This window comes from Microcoleus sp. Pol12A5 (assembly GCF_036701435.1).
Lineage (GTDB): Bacteria > Cyanobacteriota > Cyanobacteriia > Cyanobacteriales > Microcoleaceae > Microcoleus.
The window spans coordinates 1-19,199 of record NZ_JAUBQU010000118.1 but is presented as its reverse complement, the minus strand read 5'-3'; the positions used below and the strand labels follow the sequence as shown (position 1 = coordinate 19,199).

The 19,199-nt window shown below is 46.9% G+C and carries 18 protein-coding genes and 1 pseudogene; 8 read left to right on the top strand and 11 right to left on the bottom strand.

Going from position 1 to position 19,199, the window contains the following annotated elements; translation table 11 throughout:
- Positions 1-762: 762 nt before the first annotated feature.
- The 3 genes from QUA45_RS23175 to QUA45_RS23165 form a co-directional block, all read right to left on the bottom strand.
- Entirely contained in the window at positions 763-1,785 is a 1,023-nt protein-coding gene (locus QUA45_RS23175) for a tetratricopeptide repeat protein (RefSeq protein ID WP_333222227.1), read from the bottom strand.
- Between the two features lie 175 nt (positions 1,786-1,960).
- Entirely contained in the window at positions 1,961-3,151 is a 1,191-nt protein-coding gene (locus tag QUA45_RS23170; RefSeq protein WP_333222226.1) for a cysteine desulfurase family protein, read from the bottom strand.
- A 60-nt stretch (positions 3,152-3,211) separates the two neighbouring features.
- Positions 3,212-3,613, bottom strand: coding sequence for a DUF7682 family zinc-binding protein (locus QUA45_RS23165; RefSeq protein ID WP_333072821.1), 402 nt, complete (start codon positions 3,611-3,613; stop codon positions 3,212-3,214).
- Between the two features lie 191 nt (positions 3,614-3,804).
- Here QUA45_RS23165 and QUA45_RS23160 point away from each other — a divergent pair, with 191 nt between their 5' ends.
- Positions 3,805-5,469, top strand: coding sequence for a DUF655 domain-containing protein (locus tag QUA45_RS23160; RefSeq protein WP_333222225.1), 1,665 nt, complete (start codon positions 3,805-3,807; stop codon positions 5,467-5,469).
- Positions 5,470-5,668: 199 nt separating this feature from the next.
- Entirely contained in the window at positions 5,669-6,313 is a 645-nt protein-coding gene (locus QUA45_RS23155; RefSeq protein ID WP_333222224.1) for a hypothetical protein, read from the top strand.
- A gap of 137 nt (positions 6,314-6,450) precedes the next feature.
- Here the strand turns inward: QUA45_RS23155 and cax are convergent, their stop codons facing one another.
- From cax to QUA45_RS23125, 6 genes are all read right to left on the bottom strand, one after another.
- The gene (gene cax / locus QUA45_RS23150; protein WP_333067675.1) at positions 6,451-7,551 is read right to left on the bottom strand and encodes a calcium/proton exchanger; all 1,101 of its coding nucleotides are present in this window, start codon (positions 7,549-7,551) and stop codon (positions 6,451-6,453) included.
- Between the two features lie 225 nt (positions 7,552-7,776).
- Complete coding sequence (locus tag QUA45_RS23145; protein WP_333101044.1) at positions 7,777-8,235, bottom strand: hypothetical protein; 459 nt, start codon at positions 8,233-8,235, stop codon at positions 7,777-7,779.
- Between the two features lie 603 nt (positions 8,236-8,838).
- Complete coding sequence (locus QUA45_RS23140) at positions 8,839-9,459, bottom strand: DUF6391 domain-containing protein (RefSeq protein ID WP_333222223.1); 621 nt, start codon at positions 9,457-9,459, stop codon at positions 8,839-8,841.
- 177 nt (positions 9,460-9,636) lie between these two features.
- On the bottom strand, positions 9,637-10,347 hold the full coding sequence (locus QUA45_RS23135) for an MORN motif-containing protein (protein ID WP_333100619.1): 711 nt from the start codon (positions 10,345-10,347) through the stop codon (positions 9,637-9,639).
- Between the two features lie 102 nt (positions 10,348-10,449).
- Positions 10,450-11,202, bottom strand: a complete 753-nt coding sequence (locus QUA45_RS23130; RefSeq protein WP_333222222.1) for an MORN motif-containing protein — start codon at positions 11,200-11,202, stop codon at positions 10,450-10,452.
- A gap of 183 nt (positions 11,203-11,385) precedes the next feature.
- Positions 11,386-12,795 (bottom strand): hypothetical protein, encoded by a 1,410-nt coding sequence (locus tag QUA45_RS23125; RefSeq protein ID WP_333222221.1) that lies wholly within the window; start codon positions 12,793-12,795, stop codon positions 11,386-11,388.
- A 229-nt stretch (positions 12,796-13,024) separates the two neighbouring features.
- Between QUA45_RS23125 and QUA45_RS23120 the strand changes: the two genes are divergently transcribed.
- The 5 genes from QUA45_RS23120 (at position 13,025) to QUA45_RS23100 (ending at position 17,637) form a co-directional block, all read left to right on the top strand.
- Positions 13,025-13,720: a retropepsin-like aspartic protease gene (locus tag QUA45_RS23120; RefSeq protein ID WP_333100623.1), complete on the top strand. Its 696-nt coding sequence runs from the start codon at positions 13,025-13,027 to the stop codon at positions 13,718-13,720.
- 429 nt (positions 13,721-14,149) lie between these two features.
- Positions 14,150-15,748 carry a 2,3-bisphosphoglycerate-independent phosphoglycerate mutase gene (gpmI, locus tag QUA45_RS23115; RefSeq protein ID WP_333100625.1) on the top strand — a complete coding sequence of 533 codons (1,599 nt, stop codon included), beginning with the start codon at positions 14,150-14,152 and terminating at the stop codon, positions 15,746-15,748.
- Between the two features lie 327 nt (positions 15,749-16,075).
- On the top strand, positions 16,076-16,315 hold the full coding sequence (gene secG, locus QUA45_RS23110; RefSeq protein ID WP_015175238.1) for a preprotein translocase subunit SecG: 240 nt from the start codon (positions 16,076-16,078) through the stop codon (positions 16,313-16,315).
- Positions 16,316-16,406: 91 nt separating this feature from the next.
- Entirely contained in the window at positions 16,407-17,132 is a 726-nt protein-coding gene (locus QUA45_RS23105; RefSeq protein ID WP_333222220.1) for a peptidase, read from the top strand.
- A gap of 37 nt (positions 17,133-17,169) precedes the next feature.
- Positions 17,170-17,637 carry an NUDIX domain-containing protein gene (locus tag QUA45_RS23100; protein ID WP_333222219.1) on the top strand — a complete coding sequence of 156 codons (468 nt, stop codon included), beginning with the start codon at positions 17,170-17,172 and terminating at the stop codon, positions 17,635-17,637.
- A gap of 260 nt (positions 17,638-17,897) precedes the next feature.
- Here QUA45_RS23100 and QUA45_RS23095 read toward each other — a convergent pair whose 3' ends face one another.
- Both QUA45_RS23095 and QUA45_RS23090 read right to left on the bottom strand, forming a co-directional pair.
- Positions 17,898-18,395, bottom strand: a complete 498-nt coding sequence (locus QUA45_RS23095; protein WP_333222218.1) for a rhodanese-like domain-containing protein — start codon at positions 18,393-18,395, stop codon at positions 17,898-17,900.
- 11 nt (positions 18,396-18,406) lie between these two features.
- Positions 18,407-18,649, bottom strand: a complete 243-nt coding sequence (locus tag QUA45_RS23090) for a hypothetical protein (RefSeq protein WP_333222217.1) — start codon at positions 18,647-18,649, stop codon at positions 18,407-18,409.
- A gap of 145 nt (positions 18,650-18,794) precedes the next feature.
- Between QUA45_RS23090 and QUA45_RS23085 the strand changes: the two are divergent.
- Positions 18,795-19,199: pseudogene (locus tag QUA45_RS23085) on the top strand (hypothetical protein); the annotation flags it as partial.

Here is a 19,199-nt window from a genome sequence, read left to right as displayed (position 1 = left end):
TTCTTGGGAATCTTCACCTTCGGAGTGAACTCGATCGCCGTTTTCATTCATAGGTTATAGTTAATAGTTAATAGCGTTGGCATAATTGCTGTAGGGGCGGGTTCGCCAACCATCTTTAATACCCACAAACAATCCCGATCAACTCGCCCCCACCCCACCGAAGAAATTCGATCGCTTGTTTCCAATTTTTATACAAATGCGATCGGTCGTTTTCCGGTTTTCCCGAAAGTGCGATTCCCTACGGGATAGCTTCGCTTCACGGGAAATTGTCGTTGGGAGGGGGCGGGTTTATTTCAATTGTTGGTACTCATTAGAGATGGTTGGCGAACCCGCCCCTACACAATTAATGGTATGACAAACTAATAATTAGAGTTAATTTATTTTAGCCTAATTATGGCAAAAGGTGCTAGGGAGCGATCGACCGTTTGCCAATTCTCCAAATGGCGAGAAACCGGGTTTTTGCGAGAATTTTTGGTGAGAGGCGAAGATCTCGGAAAAAACCCGGTTTTTGAGATTGTGCGTGGTGGCGAGAAACCTGGTTTTTGCGAAGATATTCGATCTTATACCAATTTTTTATGAGGCTGCATAGAATCAGATCCCCCCTAGCCCCCCTTAATAAGGGGGGGACAAGATTCCGCTCAAAGTCCCCCTTCTTAAGGGGGATTTAGGGGGATCGAGATATGTGCAACTTCACATTAAATTGGTATTAGACGAAGATATCGGAAAAAACCCGGTTTCTGAGATTGTTAAAGCTGCATCACTTTAGGCATTAGCCAGCTTCTTTTGAATCATTGCCCAATATTCAGGGAAATGCTCACGGGTATATACTGTTAAAGCTGCTTGATAAAACGATCTCGCCTTTTCGAGATTTTCATCCCGCGAACCGTTGATTCTGTCATAATAGGCATTACCTAGGTTATATTGAATCATTGCCCAATCTTCAGGAAACTGTTCGGGGGTACGAACAGTTAAAGCAGCCTCAAAAAATGCGATCGCGCGATCGATATTTTCCGCCCGCGAACCGTTGATTCTGTTGGCGTAAGCAGCAGCTAAGTTATTTTGAGCCATAGCCCAATCTTCCGGGAAAGCCTCAAGGGTATAGACTGTTAAAGCAGCGCCATAAAGGGCGATCGCCATTTCCACATTTTCGGCCCGCGAGCCCTTTATTCTGGTAATGTAGGCAGCAGCTAAGTTGTTTTGAGTTTGAGCAAACTTTTCGCTTCCGGGTTGCCGATTATTTAAAACAACTTGATAAGCAGCCAGGGCAATTTCAATATTATCCGCTCTATTCCCACCGGAGAAATTACTAATATTAATGCTCAAGTCTTCAACGAGGCTGACAATTGAATCAATAGTTTTTGCATTTTCCCCACCAACTAACCTCTCGACTACTTGCTCTAAAATGTCAGAAAAACGAGGATTTAGGAGATGCTTTCGTTCAGCTAGCATGGAGTGAATTACTGCTGTATTGCTATTGCTATCATCTTCTGCTTGCAATAATTCTAGAATAAAGTTTGCATACTCTTGGGGATTTTCACCTTCGGAGTTATCGCCATCGTTGATATCGATTAATTGTGCTAGCTGAGCGATCAGATTCCGCAGGAAATTAGCGCCGTTTTGTCCTCCTTGCTGTGCCATTTTTTCTGCTACCAACTCGCAACTTTCCAGAAAGTGGACATCCAACAATTCTGAGTTATCTTGTAATATCTGCGGTTCTTCGCCGTTGGGGCAATTCAGCAGGGTGTGAATTAGTTCTAGGTAGGCTTGGGCGCGGCTTTCTTTCATTATGGGGAGTTGTGAATAATATCGGGTTTATTGTAGCATGGTTGTGGGTTTTGGGGCTTGTTGTACGAGATGCAGACGGCGGTTGAAACCGCCTCTACACAAACGATGTCCATGCCAAGCGGACTGAAGACAAGACGGCGTTTTCCAACCGCCCAATCTTCAACCGCCCAGTTTTTTAATTCCTACACAATGCTACCTTGGGCATTAATCTATCCAAAATTTGCTCGATCGCAATTACTGTCCAATCAATATCAGCTTCTGTGGTTTCTCGTCCTAGAGTCAAGCGAATTCCACCAACTGCGCCGATTTCGTCATATCCCATTGCTAATAATATCGGACTGGGAGTTAGTTTGCCGCTGCTACAAGCGGCACCGGAACTAATGCCAATTCCGGCTAAATTTAACTGTCTCACCATAGTTTTACCTGTGATTTGCTCTGTGTCTCTCTTTTGGTAAGGGCGACAGGATGGGGAGACGATGCAAAAACTGACGTGGTGGGGCAGTCGGTAATATCGATCGCCAGTTGGTACTAAACTGGGTACGTGGGATAATCGCTCAAAAAGTCGATCGCGCAATCCAATTAATCTCGGCGTTTCCCCATCTATTTCCTGCAATGCTAACTCCGCCGCCACCCCAAAACCGACAATTACCGGCAGCGCTTGTGTCCCGGAACGCATTTTCAATTCTTGGCCGCCACCGCCTAACATTGGCACTAATTCTACTCCCGGACGCACGTAAAGCGCCCCCGCACCTTGCGGCCCGTAAAGTTTGTGACTGGAAAGGGAAAGCAAATCTACGGGCAGTTTCTGCACGTCTATTGGCAGCTTGCCGGCAACTTGAACTGCATCGGTATGAAACATGATATTGCGATCGCGAGCAATTTGTCCTAATGCCTCAATTGGTTGCAGCGTACCAACTTCGCTTTGTCCGTAAATGATTGAAATTAAAACTGTATTCGATCGCAGCGACTCTTGCAAATCCAAAGGGTGAATGCGGCCAAATTTATCCACGGGTAGGCGCGTCACTTCCCATCCCAACTGTTCGAGTTGTCGCGCCGGTTCTGCTACTGCGGAGTGCTCTACGCTGGAGATAATAATATGCTGCGGCTTTGTATAAAGACGCGCAATTCCCATAATTGCCAAATTGTCCGCTTCCGTACCGCCACTGGTAAAAATCATCGATTCCGGTAGCGCGTTAATCAAGCTAGCAACCTGCATTCTTGCTAATTCTAAAGCTGTCGCCGCCCTTTGTCCCCACTCGTGCAAGCTGGAAGGATTTCCCCACTGCTGAGTCAGGGCTTTTTGCATGGCTTGAATCGCTTCTGGGCGTGCGGGTGTTGTGGCACTATAGTCGAGGTAAATTTGCATAATAACTAATTAATGAATGTTGACTGTTGACTGTTGTGAGTGGCTACCAATAACCAATAACTAACTTCCTGGTTTGCAGACGTTGTAATCTTCGTGCGACAAAACTTTTTGGGGAATTAAGAAAGTGCCGCAATCTTCACAAAGCATTCTGTAGTTGCGAGTTACAGGAATACTGATTATCAAACGGTTGTGACGCAGGCGTTTGCCGCCGAAATCTCTGTAATTCTTATTTTCGCCCAAAGCTGCTATAATTGCGCGGGCTTTAGTAACTACGTGGTCTGGCAGACCTCTGAGATCGATGATATCTCTAGCAAATGATGCTTCCCTCTCTTGTTTTTTGGTTTGTTTTTGTGTCAGGACTTCAACGTAATGCTGCTGCGCCACCAACTCTTGCGTGCAGCGATGACACGCTTTACCATATCCTTTGTGACCGCACGGAAAAATTCTTTTTCTTTTAGCCATAAAGCAGCGGTATAGGGTTTGACCCACGCCCCTGAATGCTGCTACCCTACCAGTGATGCTTCCGGCATCGAGGCAGTTCTACAAGACGTAAAATCTATTCCCTTGCATAAATTTAATAGGTTGTAACTTTACTTGATCCAATAGATTTGAACTGTGGGAAGGCTAATAACCTCTATATTTTTTTAAATTTTGTGACTGTATTGTATTATCATTTACTCGGTTTCTGTTGTGCTGGGCTGGTGGCGCTCAATCTGGCGGGCTGCGGACAAACAAAGCAAGACGTGCAGAATTTACCTCTCAGTCTGGCTCCATTGCCTCAAGACCCCTTGTTGCAAGTATACTTCAATCAGTCGATCGCTTCGAGTTATACAGAGCCTTACCGCCAGCAAACTAGACCTGGGGATGATTTAGAAAACTCGATCGCTGTTGCGATCGCCAGGGCTGGATCGACGGTAGATTTAGCAGTTCAGGAGTTTCGCTTGCCCAGTATTGCGAGGGTTTTGGCCCATCGACAGCGATCGGGAATTAAAGTGAGATTAATTGTCGAACATATCTATAGTCGCCCTTGGAGCGATTTTACAGCTCAGGAGTTAGCGAAATTACCGGAAAGAGAGCGCGATCGTTATAGCGAATTTGTGCAACTTGCCGATCGCAATAAAGACGGTAAATTGAGTGCCGAGGAAATCAAGCAAAATGATGCTTTGGTAATTGTCAAGGATGCGGGCATTCCTGTAATTGATGATACTGCTGACGGCAGTAAAGGCAGCGGTTTGATGCACCACAAATTTGTGGTAATTGATGGCAAAACTGTAATCGTCACTTCTGCTAATTTTACCACAAGCGATATACACGGCGATTTTAAAACAGCAGCAAGTCGCGGCAATGCTAACAATTTACTGAAAATTGAAAATCCTCAATTAGCGCAACTATTTACTCAAGAATTTAACATCATGTGGGGCGACGGGCCCGGAGGCAAACCGGACAGCAAGTTTGGCATCAAAAAGCCGTTTCGTCAAGTGCAAAAAGTAAGAGTAGGGAATTCGACAGTGGCGGTGCAATTTTCGCCGACAACTGCGACTTTGCCTTGGGAAAAAAGCGCCAACGGTTTGATAAATCGAACTTTGGGTAGTGCGAAAAAGTCGGTTGATTTGGCACTGTTTGTATTTTCTGCTCAGCGATTGTCCAATACTTTGGAAATTGAAGCTGGGCGAGGAGTTGCGGTGCGAGCTTTAATTGACTCTAATTTTATTTATCGCTCTTACAGTGAAGGTTTGGATATGATGGGGGCGACTTTCAGGGAAAATTGTCGGTTAGAAGCTGACAATCGCCCTTGGAGAAAGCCGCTGACTGCGGTGGGAGTGCCGCTATTACCGATGGGCGATCGCCTGCACCACAAATTCGGCGTTGTGGACGGCAAAACGGTGCTTACAGGTTCTCACAACTGGAGTGAGGCTGCAAATCACGGGAATGACGAGACGCTGCTGGCGATCGAGAGTCCCACAGTTGCGGCCCATTTTGAGCGGGAGTTCGATCGGCTTTACAAAGGTGCAATCTTGGGAATTCCCGCCCGAATTAAACAGAGAATTGACGCTAAGAAAAAAGAGTGCGATTCACTACAAGCAGCCTCAAAATCGGCGAGTGATAAACCTAAAATTACTGCGGGTAAAAAGTTAGTTAATTTGAATGCAGCAACTCAGGAAGAATTAGAAACCTTGCCTGGGGTTGGCCCGAAGTTAGCCGAGAGAATTATTGCAGCGCGGCAACAGCAACCTTTCACCTCTTTGGAGGATGTGGAACGGGTACAGGGAGTCGGGGACAAGATTTTAGAGAGATGGCGCGATCGAGTAACTTGGTAGTTAAGTTCGTACTCAAGACTTCATTCCTGACTCTGTAAAGTTCGCACTAATAACTTCCGTCCTTCCTTCCGCAACTGAGCATCCAAGAATCAAGCCTTCACTAGAAACCTTATTCGATCTACTTTGACAACACCTCAGATCGCAAGTTAAAATAACTCCTAAACAAAATGCTATCTATTCACATTAGAGGTAGAGACAGATGGAACAAGCCAGATTTGTTACGGGGAGGTCACAAATCAAATTTCTAGCTATTTTTATGGGGGCAATTTTTTTGACAATAGCAGCTTTCACAGTCAACGCTCAGCAGACTGGCGAAGCACAATTTAGGGTCAAAAACGAAAACACTTTTAATATTAATTTGATTCAATTCAAGCGCATTGAATATGTAGGTTCATGTGCAGGTACTGTCTTCTCTCCTGATTCGCAAAGCGCTCGATTTGTTTCCAGCAATACTCCCCCCGGCCCTAATAGAAGGGTGATAATTAAAAATGTGACTGAGGGAATGGAAACTAACCCATATCCTTACACAGATAGAGGTTACGACAAAGGTGAGTTTTCGGAGGATTTTGGATTTAAGTTGGGTAACAGTCACAAAACAAGAACTTTTTCGGTTTTAGAGGGAGAAAATAAGTTTATCTATGAAATTAAAGAAAATGACCAAGTTATAGAACAGGGTGCGCTTACTGCTGAAGTTTCTATAGAAAGCTTAGGTACTTTTCCCCGTCAGCAAATTTGCGAAGATAAGGTCGAATGTCGGGATACTGCTGATTGTCGCGACCGTAAAGGCAGAAAAAGAAGTTGCAGACGAGAGTGTTTTCCTGTTCAACAGTGTCGCTGTCCGTAACTACTTTCTGTCATCAAATTATTTGCTTTAATTAACGGCTGAAGAGACAGAGCAATAACAAACAAGAACAAAGAGAAGTTATTTTCCGGTGAAAAGGGGCAACCACAGGAGAGTGCCCCTCCAACAAAATTATTGGTTTAAGTAATCGGGTGAAAGTAAAATGCGGCTCCTAAGACGGTGTATGTTGCTAAAAGCAGCACTCCTTCGAGCCAATTCGAGCGGCCGTCGAGACTAATTAGATTAGCAATTGTCACGGCAATGGCAACTGCAACTACTTCAAATGGATTGAAGTTTAAATCCATCGGCTGGTGAATCACCAATCCGATAATCACCAACACCGGCGCTACCAGCAAAGCAACTAGCAAACTCGAACCCATCGCGACAGAAACTGACAAATCCATATTGTTTTTCATCGCAACTCCCACCGCAGTTACATATTCGGCCGCCCCGCCAACAATCGGCAACAGAATTACCCCTGTAAACAGCGGCGTCAATCCCAATCCTTTGGTAGTTTCTTCCACAACACCAACGAAAATTTCTGATTCAAAAGCAACGGCAACAGTTGAGGCAACTAGCACTCCTATCCACAGCCACAAATTCGGTTTGTGCGTAGTAGATTCCTCTTTAGTATTTTGAGGATTTTCTGACTCTAGTTCGAGTAACCCAACATCGTAAAGATAGCTGTGAGTTTTTAATGAAAAGAGCAGAGTTAGAGCGTAAACTGCAATTAGGACGATCGCAGTTATTAAGGAAAGATTCTGAATGGCTGCGGGTTCGACTCCATTGGAGGTATAAATTACCATTGTCGGCAGCAGGATTGCAATCACTGCTAGAGTCATTGTGGAACCGTTCACCCGCGCGATAATCGGTTTAAATTCTTGTTCTTTGTAACGGATTCCTCCTAGCAGCATGGAAAAGCCCATGACTAAGAGCAAGTTGCTAATAATTGTACCGGTTATGCTGGCTTTCACAATGTCAATTAAGCCAGCTTTCAGAGCAACTATGGCAATAATTAATTCCGTAGCATTGCCGAAGACTGCATTTAATAAGCCGCCTATGGAGGGGCCTGTAACGATCGCCACTTCTTCTGTTGCGGTGCTCAACCAAATAGCCAGAGGTATAATGCCTAAAGCGGATGTGATGAAAACTGCCAGAGAACCCCAGTGCAAATACTCAGCGGCGATGGAAATGGGGATGAAAATTAACAGCGCTATGGAAAGAATCTTTTTGATTGACATAGGAACTCGGATAGTATATGGAAGGGTGAGGTCGAGTTATCGGAGCGATTGTCAAGTTGATTTTACATTATTTAACTGTACTCTGACACCCAAATACGGATACAATCCCCGGACTTGAGTTGTTGAGATAAATCATGGTTTAGACAACAGTTCTAGCCGCCAGCGAGTGGCTGTGGAGTCCATCTAAAATCTCAAATCTCAAATCTAAACTTCACTGAATGTTGTCTATCTGAGAAAAATTGCGCCGTCATTCCGAATCCTTAAAGATGTTTTATCCAAACCTAAATCATTTGTCTCGTCTAATCTTACCTCTACTGTTCCTTCGCCAGCAGGTTTCAAACTGGGTTTCAATAATGCACCATCTAGTCGCCTAAATACAATGGAGGCGGGTAATGTCAATGCGGGCAGCGCGACTGTTGAATTTTCCGCTAAACTCTGGCGGTTAGTCTGTCCAACCACCTGAAAAAACAGTCTATCGTTGGTTTTATTGGTTAATCTAACATTGACTTTGCCATTAACGGGAACTATCTTGCCGTCAGGGGCTCTTTCTTGTTCGTTAGTTTGAGATATTTCGCCAGCAAAACTCGCATGGTGGGTAAAAAGCAAAAAGCTGTTGCTTGCTACAGCTAAGCTGACCGCCAGTAGACTTACCACCCAGGTTTTATCGATCGCTAATTTGCACATTTATTTTGTTGACTTTTGAGCGAAAAATTCTCACAAGCGATTTTACCTGATCCTGCTATTTTCTGACAAGTTGCCTAGGGAGTAAATCCGAGCTTTTTATAGCTGATACATTTACGGTGAACAGGAAAGTGAATATAATATTATGAAGTTATAGATATGTAGCAAATATATGTCTTAGTCTGTAGTTCCAGTTGTTGAATAAAAGTCACTGGATAAGTCGCCCCAATTAACTTTTTAATCGTACCTATTCTCTCAAAGCAATTTGATCAAAAATACAATATATATAGCTCTATTAATCACCTGCCCGCAGCAACATTTTTATATAAAAATTTGCGATTATTTAGTTAACAAATGGCAGCTTTATCTAGCAGCATACAATCTTGAATTATTAGTTTTCCCATCTGACCTCATCGGTGGATGAAATACTGTTTCTGCCCTTAGTTTAAGAGTTGATGAAAGAAGAAAAAGCTCGGTTTCAGGACAGGAATAGGAATCAGGAATCAGGAAGTTCGGCAACGAACCCGTGTAGGAGATTTAACGGCTCGAAGTTGAGGGAAGAAAGAACATTTTCTCAACTTCCCCACTCTCCTCCTCCCGCAGCAACTACTCAACCCAACGCACCCGAACAAAATGAGCTTCGCGTCCCCAGAAGTCGTGACTTACAGTAATATCAACTACACTCAAATTAAACGGAATAGCAGTTGTGACGTAACGCTGAGCCAGAGATCCCACATCAGGAGCTAACTGAGCCGCGGCAGCCGCCGCTGCACCCAAACCTAAAAGTTGCAGAATGGGCCCCCGGGGCAGGGCTAAATTGATGCCAACAGCAAGTCCAGCCGTTAGCAGCATTGCCACCGACAAATTCGTGCCACAGCGGGGATGTACAGCTAAATCCCACTCTCCGCTGCCAATCCGATGCAAAGCCTCGCGCACTGCCTGACGCAACTTTGCAATGCTAACGCGACCGTAAAGATAAAATCCTTGGTCTGTGGACATCCCGCCCAACAACTCATTATCGGTTCTTGCTGTGGCCTCGCCGCCAGATTGACCCAGTACCCAAACAGTAGCGTGTTCCAAAGCATGAACTTGCCGCAAAGTCAATATTTCCTTCAAGCCGGGCACAAAACCGAGTTGTCGCAACAAATCAGCATCTTGAGTCCGCTGCGGGGCAAAGTCGAAGGGAAACTGGCCGGTGCGGCCGGAAGCAGAAGCAGTAGTTGTCATATCAAAACGCCTCCATTAACTCCATTAAGTGGATATTTAACATTAGCAATTCGGTTGAGAAAAAGCCGGCCATAAATTATCAATAGTTTTGAGTTTAAAACCTAGCAATGGCAGGTTTTGTGCAAAAAATATTAGCCGTCAACCTGCCCTTACTAACAGATCGCACTTATTCCCAGTTTATTGCTCTACCCGCTGGCCGTCCCGGAACACCCCCGGAAGTCGGCGGCCTCTGGTATCGATAATTGTGCCTTTGCCGTGAGGCAATCCCTTGCGTAACTCTCCCTGATATCGGATACCGTTGGAGAACGAACAGTTACCCCTGCCATCAAGTTCTTGAGTATAGAACTGTCCCGAACACCGACTGCCGTCAGCCCGGGTGAACGCTCCCGTACCTAAAGGCTTGCCCCCTAAAAATTGACCCACAAAGCGATCGCCATTAGCAAAAATGAATTGCCCTTGTCCCGTGGGAACTCCTACTTTTTGATCGAGAGAAAACGACCCTATATAGCGATCGCCATTAGTAAAAATAGCGGTCCCTGAACTAACTTTGCCATCTCGGAATATGCCCTCCACGCGGGCGTCGTCCTTAAATATAAATTGTCCTCGACCATTTGGTTTGCCCAGACGGAACTGCCCCTCATAGCGATCGCCGTTGGAATATACGTATACCCCACTGCCACTGGGCAAACCGTTAACGAACTGTCCGATGTAGCTATCACCGCTGTCATAATCGCATCTAACTCTACCTGTAGGGATAGCTGGGACGCAGCGACCGGTTCTAGCTTCTGTTCCTTGCGCCATTGAGGGAAAGGGATAAGTCGCGTAACTACCAATTAACACTGATGCAACTAATAGAGGGATTCCACTGGTTTTTAAACGGGAAATCATTAACTAAGTCTCTCCTGTGCGCTTCTGGATTTTATTTTCCTTCGTCATTTGTCTTTTGTCCGATTTCTGGTCAAAAGTTGCCTGAAAACCTCAATTTATCCTTTAGGAAACTCCGGGTTTGCCGTTGCGAAATACCCCCGGAAAGCGCCTACCGCTAGCATCGATCATCGTCCCGACACCGTGAGGTACTCCCTTTCGCAATTCTCCTTCATAGCGCGTACCGTTGGGGAAAGTGCAGGTGACACTAGCGTCAAGTTCTTGATTAAAAAATCTGCCGGAACAGCGAGTGCCGTCTACCCGAACCAATACCCCAGGGCCAAAGGGTGAGCCTGCAAAGAATTGTCCTTCATAGCGATCGCCATTGGTATAAAAAAATTGACCCCGCCCTGATGGTTGGCTGCTAATGGCATCAGTCTGAACGTTCCTGACGACTGCGAAGTTTCCGACATAGCGCTCCCCGTTGGCAAAAACGACCGTCCCCGATCTCATTGTGCCGTCTTGGAACACGCCTGTGTAGCGGGCATCATCTTTAAAAATGAATGTCCCTCTACCATTTGGCACTCCATTGCGAAATTGTCCTTCGTAGCGATCGCCATTAGCGTACACGTAGACACCACTGCCGTCTGGCAGGCCGTTAACGAAATTTCCCTCGTAATTATCGCCTCCCTCGTAATTGCATTTTACTCTTCCCGTAGGAGGGTTTCCTTGGCAGAAGGGAGAGCGTTTTCCTTCTTCAGGTTTTGGAGCTGGTGTTGGTTGAGCCATTGATGGCTGGAGATTCAAGAGATTAGTGGCGCTGCCGATACAAGAAGCAACTAATATCACCATCCCTAATTTTTGAACTGAACCGAGCATGATCGATCTCCTTTAACTTCAATTACTAATAGGGATTTTCTAGAAGCTAATACTCGCTGAAAAGTCCTCTATTTTTTAATCCCTTTACTAATTTTACCTTCAGGTTTGAGATCTGCCCTAAATGCAAAAAGGCAAAAACTCTAATTTTTGCCTTTAGCATTTTTCCTACTTTACTGTCAATTTTTAGCGTCGCGTTGAGCTATTCGGATTTGGGAGACGGCTAATAACTGCATTGGCGGGTTGTGGTTGGCGACTGGCGGGTTTTTCGCCAACACCTTTGGCTACCTCAACGCCGTTTTCCTCCAGAATCACGATCGGATCGGCTCCTTGCTTGAGATCGACGCGCTTCACCAACACTTGCCCGTTAGACAGACGCTGCCCGACTTTGACATATCGGCTGGTTGGTTCATTCGGTACTTTGACAATCACTTGCGTCTCGTTCCCGACTTTTACCACCCCGCTGACTTCAGTACCCGTAGCGAGGTCAGTAGAAGGCGGTGGCGGAACTACTGGGATGACGGGAGGTGGCGGCGGATTTGGGTCTACCCACTGAGGCGGGCGTTTGTCTACTGGCAGTTCCGGCAGATCCGGTACTCCTATAGGTCTAGCTGCTATTGGCTGGGGCGGGCGCGGGGGTGCTGGACGGCGAGTCTGGGGATTCCGCGCATCTTGGGGTCTACTTGCTATTGGCCCAGTAGTTCCAGGAGGGCGGGTGCCAGTACCTCTTCTGACCCTGGCATTGGGGTCTCTCCATTGGGGGGGGCGCTTGTCTACTGGCAGTTCCGGCAGATCCGGGACTCCTATGGGTCTAGCTGCAATGGGTTCGAGTCCAGGCGGGGATGTACGAGTACGACCTAACTGAGGAGGAGTGAGCCCCGGAACTTGGGGCGGCAAGCCAAGTTGTCCCCCGGTGCCTCCGGGCAAGGAACCATTGCTGCCACCGCCACCTAACCGAGGAGTAGTTAGCCCTGGAACCTGGGGCGGCAAGCCAATTTGCCCCCCCTCACCTCCGGGAAGTAAAGGACCTCCCGATCGACCTCGTAGTTGCTGAGTGCCTCCTCGACCGCCCGTGGGTGACCTGGGGATAGTCACCGTCTGATTAGGCCTGTTAAGTGGGGGGGGAGCCAATAACTCGGGAAGCTCGGGTAGCACGGCAACTTGTCGCTGTGGCAGTTTGGGGATTTCTGAGGTCATCCCACCCGCCCCGTTGGCTCCTGGAGGGATTTGTAATACGATCGGCGGCAGCGGCCCAAAGGGGTCTAACTGAGAAGGATTCGCTGTCACAGGGCCTTGGGGCACTGGCTGAAGCGGAAGCGTTGGATTCCTGTCCTTTTTGTTGCCGATTCCTGTTTGAGCCTGTCTTGCTCGTTCGTCTGGGTTGGTCGATCGAATTAACCCTGGAGGTTGGGCGGCTACTATTGGAGACGGGAAAGTCTGAGTTCCTGGAGTGGGGCTGGCAGAGGCTGCCGGAGACGGAGAGGCTGCACTGGGGCTGGGGCTGGGGCTGGCTGTGTTGGTGCCTTCGTCGCCACCGCATCCTCCGATCGAGAAAGCTAGTAGTCCTATAGTCGCAAAATATAAAAGTTTGTACATTGCCGATCGCCCCTAAATGCTTAATTTCAAGATCTCCAACAAGGCTCTGCAATTACAGCCTGTTGCCGTTTATCAGTTTATCTGTGTTCGATGTTATGCGATCGCTTGAAAATTGCCAAGTTTTCCTGACGATCCGATCTGGGGATCGGGCGATCGGTTTTTGGGAGCGGGTTAGGATATCAGTGGCGGTTGTTGTTCGACATATTGAATCAATTAAGGTATTTAGATTATGGCAAAAGTTATTCTCAAGCGAATTTGGCGATCGAGCTTGGTTTGTGCGAGCGTTTTGGTTGGTCTGGGATCGGTGGGGGGCAGCCAGGTACATTCTCATTCACATCAGCCAGAAACCCAGGTGATGACATTGGTGCCCGATGTGAGTTCCCAGCCGCACGCGCGGCGCAGCTATCCCGTTCCCCGTAGGGGTTCCCGAAGGGTAGGGAATCGCACTATAACGGGATCGGGATTGACAACTGGCAAATTGTACTCTCAGTTTTGGAACCCGTCAAATTCTGGTGCCAAACCGCGAGCAAATCAACCGACGAAGCCACCGGGGAATCCCCAGGTATTTCAAGCTAAAATCAAGCGTCGCGCTGGCGGGACGCCGGTGATTGATGTGGTATTTAACGGCAACAAGACTTTTGAGATGATTCTCGATACCGGGGCGAGCGGCACTTTAATTTCTCAGCGGATGGCTACTGCACTGGGAGTGAGGCCGGTGCGTACCGTGAGAGCGGGGATCGCTGACGGTAGCGTTGTCGAGTTCCCGATCGGCGTAGTGCGATCGATTCGGGTTGGGGGTGTTGCGATCCAAAATGTCGAAGTGGCGATCGCCAAACAAATGCCAATAGGTCTGCTCGGTCACGATTTCTTTGGCAATTACGATGTCAAAATTAAAAAAGATGTTGTAGAATTTTATATCCGCTGAAAGAGAGCAGAGTAGACAAGCGATTTTTGCTCAACTCGTGTCCTATAAAGTTATTCGCAGCCCGGTCAAGGCTTTTAAAATTATTGGTTGAGGCGGTAGCAAAATGCAACCAAGTGTGGTATTGTTCTTAGTGTTTCAAGAGCCACCGACGGTTAAACTATCCGTGAAATCCGGCCGCAAAAGCACGGCTGCTGTTGGTGAGATCGGTAACAGTCTCCGACAACGATTCACAGTACAAGCCAAGGCAATCAATTAAACAATTCGCCAAGCCGGTCGAAATAAGTTCCCAAAATCCTGTGGCTGAGGGAATTTTGGTTTGCCTTGTTCAGCCGGAGCTGAGAAAGTATGTAAACTGATTAGCGGCCGATGTTCCGCAAAATCGGAAATCATGACGATCGAGAAATTAATTATTGTAAATAAGGTATTCACATGGCACAAGCGTCTGTATCTCCTGTAGTGCTGATTATTCTAGACGGCTGGGGTTATCGTGAAGAACAAGACGGAAATGCGATCGCCGCTGCGAAAACACCCGTGATGGACAGTCTCTGGGCTGCTTATCCCAGAACTCTGATTAAAACATCGGGCCGGGCGGTAGGGCTGCCAGACGGGCAAATGGGTAACTCAGAGGTTGGTCACTTGAATCTGGGCGCGGGCCGGGTGGTTCCTCAAGAGTTGGTGCGGATCTCGGATGCAGTGGAAGATGGTTCTTTGCTCAACAACCGGGCGCTGGTTGAGCTTTGCGAGAAAGTCAGCGCCACGGGTGGCAAGTTGCATCTGACTGGTCTTTGTTCTGAAGGTGGGGTTCATTCCCATCTCAGTCATATTAAGGGTTTGCTGCAATTAGCAAAAGCACGGGGAATTTCTGATGTTTGCATTCACGCGATTACAGACGGTCGTGATACTACTCCGAAAGAGGGTGTCGAAGCTCTAGCAAAGATTGAAAGTTATATCGCAGAGGTAGGGGTCGGTCGGATTGCGACCATCAGCGGCCGCTACTACGCGATGGACAGGGATAAGCGCTGGGATCGGGTGCAGCGCGCTTACGAGGTGATGACGACTGAGAGCGCGCCTGACGGTCGATCGGCTGTGGATGTGTTGCAGGCCTCCTATGCTGAAGGAGTGACCGACGAGTTTGCAGTTCCGACTCGGATTTCTCCGGGGGCGGTAGCATCCGGCGATGGGATGATTTTCTTTAATTTTCGCCCGGACAGGGCTAGAGAATTGACTCAGGCTTTTGTGTCTCCCGATTTTAAGGGGTTTGAACGGCAGTTAATTGAGCCGCTGGCGTTTGCGACTTTTACTCAGTACGACCCGAAACTCTCGGTAATGGTGGCTTTTGAACCGCAGAATTTGAACAATATTCTGGGCGAGGTGATTTCTAAGCACGGTTTGCAGCAGTTGCGGACGGCGGAAACTGAAAAGTACGCTCATGTGACTTATTTTTTTAATGGGGGTCTGGAAGAGCCTTTTCTCGGAGAACACCGCGAGTTGGTGCAGAGTCCGATGGTGGCGACTTACGATGAGGCGCCCCAGATGTCGGCGGACTTGGTGACGGATGGGGCGGTGACGGCTTTGGAAAAAGGCATCTATTCGTTTGTGGTGATTAACTACGCTAACCCGGATATGGTTGGTCATACGGGGAGGATGGATGCGACGATAATTGCGATCGAAACTGTGGATAAATGTTTGGGGCGGCTGTTGAGCGCCATTAGTAAAGCTGGGGGAACAGCAATTATTATTGCTGACCACGGAAATGCTGAGCAGATGTTTGACGAGGACGGGAATCCCTGGACGGCTCACACTACTAACCCGGTGCCGTTTATTCTGGTAGAAGGCGAAGGTCGGAAGATTCCGGGTCACGGAACGGATGTTCCTCTGAGGGCGGATGGTTGTTTGGCGGATATTGCGCCGACGATTCTGGAGCTGTTGAGGTTGCCTCAGCCCCCGGAGATGACGGGACGTTCTATGATTCGATCGGCTGAGTTTGAAGTTCGCGCCAACCGCACTCCTGTGCGAGTCCGATTGTAGTAGGAACGCAGCACTAGGGACAAAGGCTTTCGCCCTTCTTCGTGTCAATTTAACGTCAAACCCAGTCACAGAATACTGTTTGACTATTAAGCCTAGATCCCCCCTAGCCCCCTTTAAGAAGGGGGGAACAGGAAATGGATCAAAGTCCCCCTTTTTAAGGGGGATTTAGGGGGATCTGGACTCAGGTAAAAACGAGATTTATCAAGGCTTTCAGGCTTAAGTTGACACCAATGGACTCTTGGAGTGTCCCTGCATAAATTGTGTGCGATCGACCGAATTTGATATGATAATAAATTACCGATTACTAATTACCAATTACTCCAGATTATGAATATTGTTTCTGTGTTACAAGTTATCTGGTCTTTGTCTGCTTTAGGACTTGTGGTTTTTGTGTTGCTGCACAGTCCTAAAGGCGATGGCATTGGAGGGATTGGCGGACAGGCTCAATTGTTTACCAGCGCCAAGAGTGCAGAAACGAGTCTGAACCGGATTACTTGGGGTCTGTCTATTGTTTTTATGGGTTTGACTGTGATTTTGAGTGCTGGTTGGTTGGCGCCTAAGTTATAAGATTTGGATTTTTAACAGCAGATGAACGCAGATAGACGCAGATAATCTCAAGTTCATCTGCGTTTATTTGTGTCTATCTGCGGTTGCAAAAATGCGGTTGTGGAAAGTTACGGTAAAATCTCGATTGCTGGCTGGTTTGGGATTGGCTTTATGTTGTTTTAGCTTGATAATTTTTACTCAGGTTAATACTCCGGCGGCGAGTCTTTCTTCTCTCCCTAATAGTTTGCCACATCCACAGGTTCACCCTTTGCCGCCAACGCTGGCCAATTGGCAAGATTCCACGGATAGTGGTGATTATTTTGACCAGGTTAAGCCACCGAATTTCGGTCATTTGCTATGGTCTAAGTTTCCGATTCAGGTTTATGTTGAGCGTCCAGTTGATGCTAATAAGTCTGAAGAATGGGTGGCGGCTGTGTTGGAGGTGGTGCGAGAATGGGGGGTTTATTTGCCTTTGGAAGTGGTGGATAGTTCGGAGGTGGCTGATATTAGGATTTTACGTCGGGCTCCGCCTTTGCGTCAAGGAGTTTTGCGATCGCGCTCTGGAGAGGCTACCTATGAATTGTATACCCGTCTGGATGGAAATAAAACTGTGCTATCTCATAGGTTTTCGGTTTATTTGAATCCGACTCAAGTGGGTAAGTATATTCCGGCGACGGCGCGGCACGAGTTGGGTCACGCTTTGGGAATTTGGGGCCACAGTTTGATGGAAACTGATGTGCTTTATTTTTCTCAGGTGAGAAACCCTCCGCCTATTTCGGCTAGGGATGTTAATACTTTGAAGCGCGTTTATGAACAGCCGACTCGGTTGGGGTGGTAATATAAGTTTTGATATGTAAAATCTTGTCAGTAAAAATATGAAAGATGAAGCTTTTGGCATTGTGCCAGTTTTTGCCACTGAAACTGATAGTTTGTTTTTGTTGATTCAACATCAAGCGGGACATTGGGCGTTTCCTAAAGGTCACGCGAATCCGGGGGAATCGGCGCTAGAAACGGCGAAGCGGGAGTTTGAGGAGGAAACTGGCATCCGCGATTGTGAGGTGCTTGAGGAGCCTAGTTTTGTGGAACGTTATTCCTTTGTTAAGGAAGGGAAGCCTAGTTCTGTGGAACATTATTCCATTGCCAAAGAAGGGGAATCAATTGAAAAGACTGTTACTTATTTTTTGGCTTTTGTAAATTCCATGGAAGTTCAGTTGCAAGTAGAGGAAGTTCAAAATTCGGCATGGAGTTCATTTGAGGATGCAGTTAAGCTGATTACTTTTGATGGGAATCGGCAAGTTTTAAGGGAAGTCAAAGCATTTTTGGACGCGAGGAAGGAGTGTTAATCAGTCTTGGATATACACACTTGTTTATGTAGGATGTGCATTGTTCACTTTACGCTATAAGTAGCCTTTTAAAGCACTTTTTGCGTCCGCGAATGTTAATATCTAGTCCGGTTATACGATCGCAATTAAGTTTGTAGTAAGGACTTTAGTGCTTAGTGACTGCAAGCTTTAAGAGAGAGCTCGATTCCTTACTACAAACAAATTATTTTGTTAGATACCCAACTTCTTCAATAAGTAGGGTATCTAGGTATTCTGTGTGATTATTTGTTGATTTTCTGGGCTTCGGCGTGGTGTTGCAAGCGAGAGAAAACGTTGTAGGCGTCGGGGCCGGGAGTATCGTGTTCGGCAGCGCCGTCGATGGGGCCGTCGATGGCTTTCCAAGCAGGAATTCCGCCTTTTAGTTCGGCTACTTTTCTAAAGCCTGCTGCGCGGAGGAGATTGGCAGCTTCGGCGGTTTGTTCGTCGTTTTCACCGTAAATGTAGATGTCGCGGATGGGTTCTAAACTCGATTGTGCTCGATCGACTAATTCGTCCATTGGCATCATTACGGCGCCGGTAATGTGGCTTTTGGTGAAGCTTTCAAAGTCACGAGCGTCGATGATTGTGAGTCCGGGTTCGCCCCAATCTAAACGAGCTTTGAGGTCGTGGCTAGATGCTTGAGCTTTTAAACCAGGAGGGGTGGGAGTAACGTCTGGAAGTTTTTCTTTGATGTTGGAAATTTGGTCGGGAATAGTTTTCATGGGTAAAATGTTGTTCAATGTTTTGATTGCTATTGCAATGTAACAAGATGTTTAGGTTGAATTCGTCTTTCTAAAGGCAGAATCAGGCATTGAACTAAAGTCGCAGTTAAGCGGATTTGCTGGTTTTTACCTGCGGTTGGGATCGCTACATTTGTTGAGGTTGCTAGGAGGTAGCGGGCTGTGCTTAAAATTGTTTCTATCCAATTTACTGCAGAGAATTGGAACTGCGATCGCTCGTTTGATTCGGTATTTATTTTATCAAAGGATCGCATTTTAGTCAATCCCAATTATTTTTAAATAAAATTTGCATACCTTATGTGTAGCTTCGCAGAGGATTGTTTTGAAAAGTTGAAATGTTTGTCAGCAACGTTTCTGGTAAAATTTGATAGTAAGAACAAGTATTTAAAGGTATAGATTATGTCTGAGAAAGATGAAATTGCGGTGCCTAAACCTTTGACACCGGAAGAGCAAGCGCTTTGGGATGCGAAGGCGAAAGTTCGGGTACTGTTGAATTTGTGGGATTTGAGCGGCGGGAAGATGAAGGTGAAAAAGGGAGAGTTGACTAAGCGGATTGTGCGGACTAATGAGACGAGTCAGAGATATGTGGAAGTTCTCGGCGAGTTGCAGGCGACTGGGGCGATCGAGTATTCGCTGGTAAATCGGGTGACGCTGGTGGAATTGACGGCGAAGGGGAAAGAAGTTTTAGCGCAAGGCTTGAAAAGTAAGGATTCTCTGTTTGAGTTTGATGGTTCTCAAATTGGTACTCGGCTGGGAAATTCTTTGTTGAAGTGGATTCGGCATCAGGATGGTGCAGCAAGTGTT

Bases quoted from the DNA above. Each gene is read 5' to 3' on its own strand.
- QUA45_RS23175 (WP_333222227.1), bottom strand. From the start codon at position 1,785: ATGAAAGAAAGCCGCGCCCAAGCCTACCTAGAACTAATTCACACCCTG.
- cax (WP_333067675.1), bottom strand. From the start codon at position 7,551: ATGTCAATCAAAAAGATTCTTTCCATAGCGCTGTTAATTTTCATCCCC.
- QUA45_RS23120 (WP_333100623.1), top strand. From the start codon at position 13,025: ATGGCAAAAGTTATTCTCAAGCGAATTTGGCGATCGAGCTTGGTTTGT.
- QUA45_RS23130 (WP_333222222.1), bottom strand. From the start codon at position 11,202: ATGCTCGGTTCAGTTCAAAAATTAGGGATGGTGATATTAGTTGCTTCT.
- QUA45_RS23105 (WP_333222220.1), top strand. From the start codon at position 16,407: ATGCGGTTGTGGAAAGTTACGGTAAAATCTCGATTGCTGGCTGGTTTG.
- secG (WP_015175238.1), top strand. From the start codon at position 16,076: ATGAATATTGTTTCTGTGTTACAAGTTATCTGGTCTTTGTCTGCTTTA.
- QUA45_RS23145 (WP_333101044.1), bottom strand. From the start codon at position 8,235: ATGTGCAAATTAGCGATCGATAAAACCTGGGTGGTAAGTCTACTGGCG.
- QUA45_RS23100 (WP_333222219.1), top strand. From the start codon at position 17,170: ATGAAAGATGAAGCTTTTGGCATTGTGCCAGTTTTTGCCACTGAAACT.
- QUA45_RS23135 (WP_333100619.1), bottom strand. From the start codon at position 10,347: ATGATTTCCCGTTTAAAAACCAGTGGAATCCCTCTATTAGTTGCATCA.
- QUA45_RS23125 (WP_333222221.1), bottom strand. From the start codon at position 12,795: ATGTACAAACTTTTATATTTTGCGACTATAGGACTACTAGCTTTCTCG.
- gpmI (WP_333100625.1), top strand. From the start codon at position 14,150: ATGGCACAAGCGTCTGTATCTCCTGTAGTGCTGATTATTCTAGACGGC.
- QUA45_RS23090 (WP_333222217.1), bottom strand. From the start codon at position 18,649: ATGCGATCCTTTGATAAAATAAATACCGAATCAAACGAGCGATCGCAG.
- QUA45_RS23165 (WP_333072821.1), bottom strand. From the start codon at position 3,613: ATGGCTAAAAGAAAAAGAATTTTTCCGTGCGGTCACAAAGGATATGGT.
- QUA45_RS23140 (WP_333222223.1), bottom strand. From the start codon at position 9,459: ATGACAACTACTGCTTCTGCTTCCGGCCGCACCGGCCAGTTTCCCTTC.
- QUA45_RS23155 (WP_333222224.1), top strand. From the start codon at position 5,669: ATGGAACAAGCCAGATTTGTTACGGGGAGGTCACAAATCAAATTTCTA.
- QUA45_RS23170 (WP_333222226.1), bottom strand. From the start codon at position 3,151: ATGCAAATTTACCTCGACTATAGTGCCACAACACCCGCACGCCCAGAA.